At 59.6% G+C, this 12841-nt stretch carries 14 protein-coding genes; 7 read left to right on the top strand and 7 right to left on the bottom strand.

The genetic code is table 11. The features are described from left to right. Positions 1-107: 107 nt before the first annotated feature. The 5 genes from AQ996_RS02265 to AQ996_RS02245 form a co-directional block, all read right to left on the bottom strand. Positions 108-1520: a hypothetical protein gene (locus AQ996_RS02265; RefSeq protein WP_055250669.1), complete on the bottom strand. Its 1413-nt coding sequence runs from the start codon at positions 1518-1520 to the stop codon at positions 108-110. Between the two features lie 41 nt (positions 1521-1561). Next, the gene (locus tag AQ996_RS02260) at positions 1562-1819 is read right to left on the bottom strand and encodes a hypothetical protein (RefSeq protein WP_055250666.1); all 258 of its coding nucleotides are present in this window, start codon (positions 1817-1819) and stop codon (positions 1562-1564) included. After that, the gene (locus tag AQ996_RS02255) at positions 1803-2402 is read right to left on the bottom strand and encodes a hypothetical protein (protein ID WP_055250664.1); all 600 of its coding nucleotides are present in this window, start codon (positions 2400-2402) and stop codon (positions 1803-1805) included. The genes AQ996_RS02260 and AQ996_RS02255 overlap by 17 nt, the downstream gene beginning before the upstream one ends. An 88-nt stretch (positions 2403-2490) precedes the next feature. After that, positions 2491-3000 (bottom strand): hypothetical protein, encoded by a 510-nt coding sequence (locus AQ996_RS02250; RefSeq protein ID WP_148315804.1) that lies wholly within the window; start codon positions 2998-3000, stop codon positions 2491-2493. Continuing rightward, the gene (locus tag AQ996_RS02245; protein ID WP_055250660.1) at positions 2997-3293 is read right to left on the bottom strand and encodes a hypothetical protein; all 297 of its coding nucleotides are present in this window, start codon (positions 3291-3293) and stop codon (positions 2997-2999) included. The genes AQ996_RS02250 and AQ996_RS02245 overlap by 4 nt, the downstream gene beginning before the upstream one ends. Positions 3294-3638: 345 nt before the next feature. Here AQ996_RS02245 and AQ996_RS02240 point away from each other — a divergent pair, with 345 nt between their 5' ends. Genes AQ996_RS02240 through AQ996_RS02230 form a run of 3 tightly spaced genes read left to right on the top strand, consistent with a single transcriptional unit; the run spans position 3639 to position 7264 of the window. Continuing rightward, on the top strand, positions 3639-5240 hold the full coding sequence (locus AQ996_RS02240; protein ID WP_055250658.1) for an FAD-binding oxidoreductase: 1602 nt from the start codon (positions 3639-3641) through the stop codon (positions 5238-5240). A 2-nt stretch (positions 5241-5242) separates the two neighbouring features. After that, positions 5243-6058: an electron transfer flavoprotein subunit beta/FixA family protein gene (locus AQ996_RS02235; RefSeq protein ID WP_055250656.1), complete on the top strand. Its 816-nt coding sequence runs from the start codon at positions 5243-5245 to the stop codon at positions 6056-6058. Next, positions 6059-7264 carry an electron transfer flavoprotein subunit alpha gene (locus tag AQ996_RS02230; RefSeq protein ID WP_055250654.1) on the top strand — a complete coding sequence of 402 codons (1206 nt, stop codon included), beginning with the start codon at positions 6059-6061 and terminating at the stop codon, positions 7262-7264. It begins immediately after the preceding gene. Here the strand turns inward: AQ996_RS02230 and AQ996_RS02225 are convergent. Beyond that, positions 7261-8073, bottom strand: coding sequence for an HD domain-containing protein (locus tag AQ996_RS02225; protein ID WP_055250652.1), 813 nt, complete (start codon positions 8071-8073; stop codon positions 7261-7263). The genes AQ996_RS02230 and AQ996_RS02225 overlap by 4 nt on opposite strands. Before the next feature lie 137 nt (positions 8074-8210). On the opposite strand from AQ996_RS02225, the gene AQ996_RS02220 reads away from it, so the two are divergent. The 4 genes from AQ996_RS02220 to AQ996_RS02205 all read left to right on the top strand — a co-directional run bounded on the left by AQ996_RS02220 (position 8211) and on the right by AQ996_RS02205 (position 11711). Next, positions 8211-8903: an AzlC family ABC transporter permease gene (locus tag AQ996_RS02220; protein ID WP_055250651.1), complete on the top strand. Its 693-nt coding sequence runs from the start codon at positions 8211-8213 to the stop codon at positions 8901-8903. Beyond that, entirely contained in the window at positions 8893-9216 is a 324-nt protein-coding gene (locus tag AQ996_RS02215) for an AzlD domain-containing protein (RefSeq protein WP_055250650.1), read from the top strand. Before AQ996_RS02220 ends, AQ996_RS02215 begins: the two co-directional genes overlap by 11 nt. Positions 9217-9358: 142 nt before the next feature. After that, positions 9359-10381: a 2-keto-3-deoxygluconate permease gene (locus tag AQ996_RS02210; RefSeq protein WP_055250648.1), complete on the top strand. Its 1023-nt coding sequence runs from the start codon at positions 9359-9361 to the stop codon at positions 10379-10381. Between the two features lie 187 nt (positions 10382-10568). Beyond that, a complete protein-coding gene (locus tag AQ996_RS02205; RefSeq protein ID WP_055250647.1) occupies positions 10569-11711 on the top strand; it encodes a GGDEF domain-containing protein in 1143 nt (380 codons plus the stop codon). A gap of 102 nt (positions 11712-11813) precedes the next feature. Here AQ996_RS02205 and AQ996_RS02200 read toward each other — a convergent pair whose 3' ends face one another. After that, on the bottom strand, positions 11814-12749 hold the full coding sequence (locus AQ996_RS02200; RefSeq protein ID WP_055250645.1) for a DMT family transporter: 936 nt from the start codon (positions 12747-12749) through the stop codon (positions 11814-11816). Positions 12750-12841 lie beyond the last annotated feature (92 nt).

The raw sequence follows: 12841 nt of genomic DNA, 5'->3' as shown, positions 1-12841 counted from the left end.
TATTGATGCCAACCTGGCAATCGTAGCAGAACGGGCTGCAGGGTGCGTCATGACTCATCCTATACGTTATATAAGTGGTATTAATGACGGCATTTGGTGCCCAAGCCTCAGTCTCCCATCACGACATAGGGGCTGTAATCGAAGCACAGCGTCATGAGTCGCTGCGGGGACTCAATGGCCGCGGCGATGATATCGGCATCTCGAGCTCGGTCAAATCCCACGAGCTCAATTTGATACGAGACGTCTTCCATTTTATGGAGTATCCGGTTATTCAGGAGGTTCTCACCGTCGAATTCCTCGGTTTTGCCTCCGTCCGAGGTTACGGCATACAGGTGCAGTTTTGCGGTGGTCGCAGGGTCGGCGACCGTGAGGTTGTCGATTTGGTTGGCCGTGCCCTTTGCCCCAAGCAAGGTGAGCAAGGTGGGGGCTACGACCTCGCCCGATGGCAGAAAAACAACTTCGACGGTTTTAGGGAATGCGATAATGGCTGCTTTGCGGACGGGCTTATCGGCAGCGGTGACCTCAATGCTCGCGGCGTCGACGGTTTCCGTGCGGTCGAGCGCGACCATCATACAACAATTGCCCTCGTCGATGTCTGCCGGCATGGGACACCCCAAGTTTTCGCCAGCTTGCGTGCCGCCCACTGCGGTGGCTGTTTCGCTTGGCTCGCTGAAAGTGGCTGAAGGACCGCTCGATGGCGGTGTTATGCCGCCTGGTGCGCCATTGTCCCCAGGCGCTATTTCACCGCTGCTCTCGCTGGAGTCGCTTGCGATGTCACCCGTCGAGGGGGCGAGTCCGACCGCTCCTACTCCGCTCCATTCCATCTCGAGGAGCGCTGGATCGACAAGGACGTGATGCACATCTTGCGTTTCGGCATTGATATCGACAGGACCGGGATCTGCCCCTCGCGTCAGGCTGAGCGATCCGGTCCGCTGTTTGCCCCGAATCTCCTGGCTTTCTGTGCCGCTCGCGTAGAACATCAGAGCGATCTCGCCATTTGCCGTGGCGTCGGTGCCCGCCTTGGTCATTTTCAGCGATGCGGTGAATGAGATAGCGGGCTGCGTGCCATCGGCGCTCGAGGGGACGCAGCCCAGGCATACACCCCCTCCGTTTTCGAAAAACGTGCTGTCGAAGGCGACTGTTGCCCCGTCCGCCGAGTCATCGGACAGGGTGATGTCGAGGCGCAGCTCCACGTCGCAGGAATCGCCATCGGCATCAGTTGCAGCTGCGCGCCATGTGCAGATAATGCATCCCGTTAGGGGGCCGTCCGCTGTGCTCGAGCGCTCGGTATCCACGACTATCGAGCTGTTCGTGCAGCGACGGAGGCACCCCGAGGCCGAAATGCTTGCCTGCGCAAGCGAGAAGCGTTGGCGCGCGATGGTGCTCATCTGGTTTGTGGCGAGACAGTTGACGGCAGGTAAGGGGATGTCCACGGCGGGTGTCGCTAGAGCGGCGACGGGCATGCCGGTGGCAAGCGCACTGCAGAGCGCGGTAACGGGCAAAAGGTTCTTTGATGCCATGGGTTCTCCTTACCTGTTCTGGACGGTCTCGATTATCGCGGCTACTGGCTGCGTTTGATGCGCAGGCCAAGGCCGATGGCGCTTGCGCCTGCCGCGGCGATTCCTGCTGCCAGGAGCTGTCGCGTGTCGCCCGTTTGCGCGAGGGGCTCATGTTGGCCACTGCGTTCGAGCTCCGATAGATCGACAGTCACTTGCGTGGCAGCCTGCGCTTGCTCTTGTTGGGCAAAGGCGGCGATCGGGGCAAACGTTACAACGCCGATGATGACGGCAAGGACAATCGCCTTAGGCCGTGTGCGCACCGGGCTCGACCGTCCACGTAATGCTTGCGACCTGGTCGCCCTCGCCAGTCACATGGAAGATGTCTCGCGTGACGCGGGCGACATTGCCGCTTGTCTTGAGCTTAATCTTGTCCGTACCATCGGCGATGCCCTGGTAGCCCATGTCGAAGGATGCATTTTTGGAAAGGTCGAGGCCCGCTTCCTGCGTCGCGGCGTGGGCGTCTTGGAGTGCCTTGTCTGGGCCGACCTTAAAATCGATGGAGTTCTGGGCGGTCCCCGTCTTGGCGTCGGCGACGATGCTCCAGGACTTCTGGGCGGCAATCTTCATGTTGGTAACGTGGATGCCATAGGCCGAAAGATTGTCGATGGTGGTTGTATTCTCGGAAGGGCCCTGGAGCGTGCCGTCTGCCTTAGCGACGAACGGAATGACGGTCGGGGCTTTGAACTTGATGTTGTCGATTTCGGTCCTGATGGTCACGTTGGTGGTTCCAGTGCGTCCCTCCGCCAGGGCGGTGGTCGGCGCGGCACCCATTGAGAGTGCAAGCATCAGCCCCGCGCCCACGACGAGCACCCTGGCCCCATTCAAGTTCCTGGTGATGTCCATAATCGTTCCTTTCTATTCGTCACGGACCGTTTCCGTGAGGGTTAGACGAAAGCGGCACGGGTGCGCATTTTCATAACAGGTGGCAGGTCTAGTCTTCTGTCTGCGCAACTCGCACCTTGACGCGCGTGGGATTGCCATGGGCGTCGTAGGTCTTGGCGTCGAGCGCTTGAATCTCGATATACGCCTCGCCTTCTTTGATGTCGCCTGCAGGGCAGGTCTCAACGGTCTTGCCGGTCTCGACCACGCCCGATTCATAGATGGTCTCGTCGTTTTGGATCACGCGGAAACGCTGGGGAAACTTGTTATCCTGGACGTTTTGCACGTTGACGCGCAGCTTGCCGCCTTTTTGTAGCTGGGCGACCGGTGCGACCGAGATCGTCATCATGTTGTCGCGGACGATGGCATCGAGCTCGTCCTGGATTTCCTGACGCGACTTACCCTCTGCCGCTGTGACCGAGGCACCCGTCTCGGCGACAGGCTTTGACTGCCAAGCGTAAAGGCCGACGGCGATAAGGGCACAGGCGATGGCCAAACAGACGGCGCCGAGCCTTTTTCGATGTTTTGACCCTAGGGGGCTCGACTGCTTCCTTACGCTCATGCGGCATCCTTAGTGGTATAGACGCGCGCGAACGTGGACGGATCGGCGCCAAAGAGCATGTGGAGCATGAGGCGTCGCGAGTAGATGAGCTCGTCGAAGTTTGGGTCGAGTTTGATGTCGTGGATGTGGGCGATGTGGTGGGCGAGTGCCGAAAACGATTCGGGATCGCAAATCACGTCGGTGGTGACGTGATAGACAGCCGCATCGGGAAACGCTTCCTCGTCGAAGGGCAGAAGATATGGGTCATCGTCAACTTCGATGGCGATGCCGTACTGGGGCCAGTAATATGCCATGGGAACCTCCCTGCTTTTGGGCCAAACCTTCTATTGGTTTTGGCTGTCGATGCCGACCGTATCAGCCACAACTTGACCAATTTCTGACCAAATGCTTGACGGATTTACATCGCCGCAGGTGAGAGACGCTAAAAAATATCTCAAGTTTTTTCGAGCGCCAATTGTGCGCGTGGCTGCGATGGGAAGGAGCGCGTTAAATAGAGCGCCTGCCGAGAAAACGCCGCCGCTCGCCGAATTGCGCAAACGTAAAATTCGCCAATTATGGAGACGGTCTCAGTCACGTCGACGAAACGATGCGGTAACATCTCCCTGCAAACACTGTAGTTAACTAAAGGGGGAGTTCGCGTGTCTGCAGCCATCAAACCCTTCGGCGACGAGTTCGAAGAATATGGTCGCGATGAATCTCGCACATCGGGCGAGGCGTCGAGCATCTCGTTTCCGACAACGGAGGACGAAGTCCGCGCCATTCTGCGAAAGCTCCATGCCGAGCATGTTCCGATAACGGTCCAGGGTGCTCGGACCGGTCTGGCTGCCGGTGCCGTGCCCCACGGCGGCCACATCCTCAACACTTCTCGTATGAATCGCTACCTGGGTCTTCGACGCGACGAGCGAGGCCGTTTTCTGCTGCGCGTGGAGCCGGGCGTCGTGCTTTCGGAGTTACGCAAGCAGCTGGGCAAGAAGACATTGCCGACCGCTGGCTGGGATCAGGCATCGCTTGAGGCCTATGAGGAGTTCCAGGCAGCTCCCGAGCAGTTCTTTCCCACCGATCCCACCGAGGCATCTGCCTGCCTGGGCGGCATGGCGGCATGCAATGCCTCCGGTGCCCGCAGTTACGCCTACGGCCCCATGCGCCCGCACGTTACGGGGCTTCACGTGGCACTGGCGGACGGCAACCTGCTTGAGCTTCATCGAGGTCAGGCGCACGCTGACGCACGCCACTTGTCGCTCGTGACAGCGGAAGGCCGCGCGCTCGAGCTGGATTTTCCTGGCTATACCATGCCCAAGACCAAAAACGCGTCGGGTTATTTCGTTGCGGACGATATGGACGCCATCGACCTCTTTATCGGTGCGTGCGGCACACTCGGCGTCATTACCGAGCTCGAGATCGCCCTGCAGGCGGCACCTTCGGTCGTATGGGGCGTGAGCTGCTTTTTCGACAGTGAGGACAAGGCGGTGTCCTTTACCGATTCCGTGCGCCCCGTGCTGTCCCATGCCGCCGCTATTGAGTATTTCGATGCCGGCGCCTTGGATATCCTTCGCCGCCAGCGCGAGCAGTCGACCGCGTTTGCCTCGCTGCCGGCGCTCGACGATGAGGCAAAGGTCTGTGCTTACGTGGAACTCGACTGCGACGACGAGGCTCAAGCGACTGAGGAGCTGTACCACCTGGGATGGGTTTTGGAGCTTGCGGGCGGCCGCGATGACGCGACCTGGGTTGCGCGTACCGAGGTCGATCGCGAATGCCAGCGGTTCTTCCGCCACGCCGTCCCCGAGAGTGTCAACATGCTCATCGACGAGCGTCGCCGCACCGACCCCACCATTACCAAACTGGGGTCGGATATGTCGGTACCCAACGCGCGCCTGGCCGATGTCGTTGCCTTCTATCGCCGCACGCTGGCCGAAAGCGGGCTTGAGTCTGCCGCCTGGGGACATATCGGCAACAACCATCTGCATGTGAATATCCTGCCGCGCGATGCGCAGGACTACCGTCGCGGTGGCGAGCTGTTTGCCCAGTGGGCTGCGGAGGTAACGGCTATGGGCGGCGCCGTCTCTGCCGAGCACGGTGTCGGCAAGATCAAAGCGGGCTTTTTGGAGACGATGTACGGCCACGAGGCCATGGTCGAATCGGCTCGACTCAAGCTGCAGCTCGATCCTGCCGGGCAGCTGGGTCGTGGCAACCTGTTTTCGGAGAAGCTCTTGGATGAACTCGTCCAGAAAGGGGGCGCGTGAAGATGGGCGATTTCCATATGGTGGTGTGCGTCAAAGCGGTACCGGGAAGCACCGAGGTCAAGATGGACCCCAAAACCAATACCATCGTGCGTGATGGCAAGCAGGCGGTCATTAATCCCTTCGATGCAAGTGCCCTCGAATGCGCTCTGGCGCTCAAGGACGACTTTATCGGCTTTGGCATGGATGTGCGCGTGACGGTGGTGTCGATGGGCATCCCTGCAACCGAATCGCTGCTGCGCGACTGCATTGCCCGCGGCGCCGACGATGCATTGCTGCTCACCGACCGTGCTTTTGCGGGCGCGGACACGTTGGCGACCACCTATGCTCTCAAATGCGGCATCGAGGCGCTTGACGAGGACTTCGATCTGCTCATCTGCGGCAAGATGGCGGTGGATGGCGATACCGCCCAGATTGGCCCCGAGCTGGCCGGCGCCTTCGAGATTCCCTGCGTGACCGATGTGAGCTGCGTGCAGAGTGCGGGCTTTACGACGTGCGGTGCGCTTTCGCTCGTTCACGGTTGCGATGCCGGCGAGGAGACGGTCTATCTGAAGATGCCGTGCGCGATGACGACCGCCAAGGAGATCGGCCAGCTGCGCATGCCGAGCATCGCCGGCATTCGCGCGGCCGAAGATGCGGATGTGCGGGTGGTCTGTGCTGCCGATGTACATGCTGACCCTTCGCGTTGCGGCCTTACCGGATCGCCGACGCAGGTCGTGCGCTCGTTTGTGCCCGACCGTAACCAAACGTGCGAGGCCATCGAGGGCACGCCGGTCGAGCAGGCAGCAAAGCTTGCCAAGATTATCGAGGGGATGGCATAGATGAGCGGACTGATAATCGATAGCGAGGCATGCGTTGGCTGTGGCCGCTGCGTTCGCGCCTGTGCCTCGGGTGGCATTGTGATGGAGGGCGAGCGCCCCAACCGCTGCGCCCATGTGACCGACGGCTGTATCTTGTGCGGCGGGTGCGTCGACGCCTGCCCCGTCAATGCCATTTCGATCGAGCGCGACGAGGCCGCCGGCGCGGTTGACCTCGATGCGTATCGAGACATATGGGTATTCGTGCAGACCGACGATCACGATGTCGTGGCTCCGGTGGCCTACGAGCTCATGGGTAAGGGGCGCGAGCTTGCCGATGCTCGCGGTTGCCGTCTGGTGGCATTGGCCGGCATGGGCCCCGAGGGCTCGCTTGAGGACCTGGAGCATCTGGTCTGCGCCGGTGCCGACGAGGTCGTGGTCTGCCGCGACGAGCGACTGCGCCAAAACGATGCGGAGATCTATGCTCGTCTCATCTGCGATTTGGTGGCCGAGCGCAGACCCGAGGCCATTCTGTACGGCGCGACCGCCTTTGGCCGTGAGCTGGCGCCCGGTGTGGCCGTACGCTTGCAGACGGGCCTTACGGCCGACTGTACGGTGCTTTCGATGGATACGGAGACGGGTCTACTGCAGCAGACCCGCCCGGCGTTTGGCGGCAACTTGATGGCCACCATTATCTGCCCCAATCATCGTCCCCAGATGGCAACGGTGCGTCCCGGCATCTTTGGGGTACCCGAGTTTGATTACAGCCGCTCTGGCACGATTACCCAGGTATCGCTTGCGGATGATGCTAAGGTCCGCGTCGAGATCTCGATTCCCGCCGAGGAGTGGGGGCAGCAGGCATCAATTGCCGATGCCGAGCGCCTGGTCGTGGTGGGCCGCGGCATTGGCTCCAAGAAGAATCTGCCCCTGATGCGAAAGCTCGCCGATGCCTTGGGTGCCGAGCTTGGTTGCACGCGTCCCGTTGTGGAGGCAGGTTGGCTGGAGTACCGCCACCAGGTTGGGCAGACCGGCGTGTCGGTTTCGCCCAAGCTCCTTGTGAGTATCGGCGTTTCGGGTGCTATCCAGCACCTAGCCGGCATCGGCGGCGCGGAGTGCGTCATTGCCGTCAACGAGGACCCAGATGCCCCCATCTTCGGCGCTGCGCAGTATAAAGTTGTCGGCGACGTCGTCGAAGTCGTCGAAGAGCTCCTGGCCCAGCTCGAGCGCTAGGCGCCGGCCAGCCAGGCTCGCATCTCTTTCTTTAGGCGTTCCCAGGTCGCTTGCGTGGCGGGGTCGGTAAAGGGCCGCACGATGCCAAAAGGTGCGTCGAGCAGGCGGTAGATATCGCCCTGCTTGCGCGCCAGCGCGCGGCTTGCCGGATAGACGAGCTCAAACATAAAGCAGATAAGCCCCACCAAGTAGTCCGCGGGCTCATCGCGCTCATCGCGCGTGACGCAGCGGTGCTCGTCAAAGGCAGCCAGCGTCGGTGCCGAGAAGTGGCTGGCAAGAAACACGTCCTCATCCACTTTGAGGATGGTGTCGACGGTGCTGTCGGCGATGGTGCGCATAATGTCGACCTTGTCGCCATCGCGCACAATATCGCAGAAGCGCCGCGTGCGCTCGTCGAGCTGCGCGGGTAGACGGAAATCGCTGTGATAGGCAATGCTTGCGCGAATCAACTCGTCTTCTACCGGATCGTCGATAAAGTCGCGGATACTTGTTGTCGCGGGCGCGTCTGCAGGGTTTTCGCCAAAGAGAACCTCGACGCCCAACGCCGCATGACTCATGCTCTCGGCATCCTTAAACGTGTCCCAGCGTCGCAGCTGCTCAAAGCGGCCCATATCGTGCAGCAGGCCGCAAAGCCACGCTAGGTCAATGTCCTGAGGTGACCAGCCCTGTTCGCGTGCCACGGCATCGCATGCCTCGGCAACGTGGTACGTATGCTCGATTTTGAGCGCGATACGCGGATTGGCGGCATCGTAGGCATCGGTGTAGGTCTTGAAGGCCGCGGCAGCCCGCGTTCGATCGATAGCTGTCATAATGACTTCCTAAAAAGTTGTGTCTTTCTGTGTCTTTCGATCCGGTGGCAATTGTAGGTGAACTCGGTTGCCATCGGGCGATGGTTCTGCCGCGTCGTTGAATGCGGCTCGGAAATCTTGTCGGGACGAGGAACGCTATGGTGCTCAAAATCGTTAAAACCGTCTGGCCGGTGATGCTTACCTATGTTGCGATAGCCGCGCCGTGCGGAATGATTATGGCGCAGACGGGAATGGAACCCTGGATGGTTTTTGCCCTGAGCAGCACGTTCGTGACGGGCAGCGGGCAGTTTATGATCTGTAATCTGTGGCTAGCAGGCGTGCCTGCGGCGTCGATCGTCGCGAGCGTCGCCGCAATCTCCTCGCGCTTTGCGCTTTACTCGGCATCGATCGCACCGCATTTGAGGGGTGCTTCGAAGCGTCAGACGCTGGCTGTTGCCGCGACACTTACCGAGGAGGCATACGGCATTTCGCTTGCCAAGTTGGTTAAAGGGGAGGATTGGGGTCCGCTCGAGTCCTTTGTGCTCAACGTGATCCTCATCGCAACATGGGGCGTTTCGTGTACGACGGGCGCCATCGTCGGCGCCGTTGTCGATGTTCCCACCGCTATTGCGGGTTTTGTCTGCACATCGCTCTTTATCTGCCTACTCTTTTCGCAGCGACTGTCGCGCGGCAATGTCGTAGCTGCCGGTTTGGCTGCGGTGTCCGTCGCCATATGCAAGTTCTTGGGGTGGACGAATATCGCCGTGCCGGCAAGTGTGCTCGTCGGCGTTGTCACGGCACTCGCGTGCGATGTCCTCGCCGAGGGAAGGGGCGCTCGCGATGCCCGTTAATGAGTTTTTGGTCCTATGGCTGTCGTCATGGGCGGCCATCGCGTTTTTCCGCATTGCCCCGGCGTTTGCCTTGCGCGGGAGAGCGCTGTCGCCCCGCGTTACCGAGGCCTTGAGTTATATTCCGCCTGCCGCCTTTGCGGCGCTGGTTGCCAACGATTTGATAAGCCCTGGCGCTTTCGACGCCGGCTTGTGGCAGGGCTTGATTCCCTGGATTGCGGCTGTCGGCGTCGTGGCGGTGGCAATCAAGACAAAGTCGATGTTGTGGTGCTGCGTCTCGGGCATCGTGTTCTATATCGTTTTGAGCTTCATATAAGAGCGGGGCACGTTTAGCGTCCCGGCACAACGAATCGAATTTCTCACCGAGCCGGTCTGCTTCTTCTGGTACCATGGTCAAACTTTACTGTAGCAAAGTGTGACGTGGGCTTTTGTTCTGCGTCAGCGGAAATGGGGGTTTCATGGCACAGGAAGCGACCGCCAACGAGCAAAAGAAATTCAAAGTCCCGCGTATCCCGGGTGACATCATGATCTACCCGATGATCGTTGGCCTTTTGCTCAATACCTTCTGCCCGCAGGTCTTTGAGATCGGCGGCTTCTTTACCGCCGCCTGCCGCGGTGGTTCCAACACCATCGTCGCCGCGATCCTGCTGTTTGTGGGTGCCGGCATCAGCTTTAAGTCCACGCCGGGCGCTATCAAGACCGGCATCGTCGTGCTGATCCCCAAGCTTGTTGTTGCGGCCGCGTTGGGCCTGGGCGTCGCGTACTTCTTTAACGATAACCTTTTGGGTCTGAGCTCGGTCTCCATCATCGGCGGCATTACGTTTTGCAACATGGCGCTCTACACGGGCATCATGGGCGAGTTCGGCGACGAGTCCGAGCAGGGCGCTGTCGGTATCCTGTTCTTTACGGCCGGCCCCGCCGTCACGATGATCATCCTCGGTGTCTCGGGTCTCGCCAACATCCCCGTCGGCACCATCATCGGCTCCATTTTGCCGCTTGTTATCGGCATGGTTCTGGGCAACTTGTTCCCGTTCATCAAGAACCTGCTGGTTCCCGGCGCCAATCCTGCGATTGCCGTTATCGGTTTTCAGCTCGGTGCGTCCATGAGTCTTTCGAGCTTTATCACCGGCGGCATTTCGGGCATCCTGCTGGGCCTCATCACGCTCTTTATCGTCGGTCCCATTACCTTTGCCTTCGAGCGCCTGTGCGGCGGCAATGGCAAGGCCGCTGTGGCTTGCTCCACTATCGCCGGCACGGCTATGACCACGCCGGTCGCCCTCGCCGAGGTAGCTCCGCGCTATGCCGAGCTTGCGCCCACCGCGTATGCGCAGATCGCCACCGCCGTCATCATCACAGCAATCATGGCCCCGATTCTGACCGGCTGGGTCGACAAGAAGTTTTGCCAGGGCAAGGAGGATCTGTCGCCTGCCGGTGTCGAGGCCATCGAGGAGGCCGTCGCGACCGACATCGATGGCGAATAGCAATCGCTACCAATCAATGATGCCGGAGTGCAATTCGCGCCGTTTGAGCGCCCGAACGATGACTGTTTTGCAGTGACGTTCGGGCGCTCTGCTATGATTCCCCCTACCCCTGCGGGTAGGGGGTGTTTGTTGCCCAGACCAGAATCGGGCGATTCTGACCACTTGAATATTGAAGGGATGGCGTCTAGTGGTTAAGGCACTCAAAATCGAGATATTCCTGCTATGCATGATTGTTCTTATCGGGCTTGCCGCACGAAGCCGCCGCTCCTTGTTCTCGAGCACCCAGCAGCTTCTGTTTAGCATGCTGGGCTACACGTCTGCAGCCTACATTTTCTTCGATATGATCTGGACGCTCTCGGACGGCGTGAGCACTCCTGTAGGCATCACGGCCAACTGGATTTCCAACGCGGTCTCGTTTTCGCTGTTCGCCATCGCGTGCCTCATTTGGTTTTTCTATTCCGAGACAGTGCAGGGCTCACGCCTTTTGACCGCGCGCTATAGGGTGGCGCTCGTGACGTTGCCAACCGTATTGGTGGTCGTGCTGGCATTTACCAGCTACTGGACGCACACTATGTTCTATATCGATGCACAGGGCGTATATCGTCGCGGAGCGCTTTATATGATTCAGCCTATCGTTAGCTACTGCTACATCATATATACGTCTTTGCATGCCTTTATTCAGACTCGAAAAGTCGAAAGTCTGCAAAAGAATGCCATTTATCGCACCCTCGCCTTTTTTGCGGTTCCCGCTCTGGTGGGCGGTACCTTCCAGGTTTTGTTTTCGGTACCGGGCCTTTGTGTCGGTATAACGCTGAGCATCCTGCTGCTCTACATCATCTACCAGGAGCAGCTGATCTCGACCGACCCGTTGACTGGCCTCAACAATCGCAACCGTTTTGAGACCTATATGCTGTCGCTCTTTTCAAATGTGGATCAGGCCGAAGATGTATATCTGCTTATGATGGACGCTGACGGCTTTAAGCAGATTAACGACCGGTATGGACATGTTGAGGGCGATCATGCCCTCCAGGTCATATCTGCTACGCTCAAAGAGGTCTGCTCGGCGTCTGGTGGCTTTATCGCACGTTATGGCGGCGATGAGTTTGTGGTGCTTCAAAAGGCGACGGCGGAGCAGCACATCATGTGTCTGTGCGCGGCAATCAGCGACGAGCTCGCGCGCGCCGAGGTCCCGTATCTGTTGCGGATGTCCATCGGCTACGCACGGGTTGGTGATGGCGTCGATACCTGGCAAGACTTGCTTCGCGCTGCCGACGCGGAGCTTTACCGCGTAAAGCGCGAGAAGAAGAAAGCCGGCGTCCAGATACGCTAGAAAAAAAGGGCGAACGCTGGCGTGCGTTGCGGCCCTCAGCTCACCGATGTACTCCATTAAGCTAAAGCATGTGAATCTCCTCTACTAAATAAGGGCGGTTCGCTAGGCTTTTTTGGGTTTGTTGACGATGATGATGCCGCCGCAGACCAACAGCAGGGCAACAAGTACGGTAACGGGGCTCGTGCCAGCGCCCTCGCCGAGCAGCAGTGCGCTCAACAGCACGCCAAAGACCGGGTTCATAAAGCCAAAGACCGAAACGCGGCTGACGGGGTTGACGGCGAGCAGGCGGGACCACAGCGAGTACGCGACGGCGGAAATGAGCGCCATATAAATGATGAGCGCGATGGCGGGGGCGATTTCGGTGGGGGAAAACGTGCCGCCCATCAAAAACCCGATTGCGGTAAGGACCACGCCACCGACTAAAAACTGCCAGCCGGCGAGCAAGACGCCGTCATGCTCGCGCGAGAAGATGCCAATGAGGCAGGTCGACAGGGCGCCCGCAACAGTGGAAGCCAAGATAAATCCCTCGCCGTCGAGCGTAAAGCCAAAGGTGCCATCCGCGCCCGAAAGGTTGACGAGCGCGACGCCTGCAAAGCCCAGCACACAGCCAAGCACCTTGGGCGTATTGAGCCTCTCGGTGTGAAATGCCAAGGCGGCAAAGAGAATTGCGAGGAAGTTGGCGCTGGCCTCGATGATGGAACTCGACATGGCGCTGGCGCGCGAGAGTCCTAGGTAGAAAAAGAAGTACTGCCCGATAGTCTGGAAGAGTGACAAGACAAAGATGGGCTTGATGTCACGAGCCTGCGGAATGAGGGGGCGGCGTTGGGCCGCACTCATCCCAACGATAACCAGGGCGCCGGCAAGCGTGAAGCGCAAGCCCGCAAAGAGCAGCTGTGAGGCGCTATCGTGCGCGGGGATGCCAAAGAGCCCGTAACCGATCTTGATGCAGGGGAAAGCCGACCCCCAGAGCGCACAGCAGACGAGGCAGCCCAGGATGAGCCCGGGTAGGGTGGCGAGATACGGCTTGCGGCTTTCCATGATGTCCTTCCTACATGCGCGAAGCAAAAAAGAACCCGCCACCGGGCGTGCCGGTGGCGGGTGTTGTTACCCGAGGGGATTGTACCCGATGG

The sequence above is a fragment of the Collinsella aerofaciens genome (assembly GCF_001404695.1).
In the GTDB taxonomy this organism is placed as follows: Bacteria; Actinomycetota; Coriobacteriia; order Coriobacteriales; family Coriobacteriaceae; genus Collinsella; species Collinsella aerofaciens_E.
The sequence above is the reverse complement of the archived record's forward strand: the minus strand, read 5'-3'. Positions and strand labels throughout refer to the sequence as shown.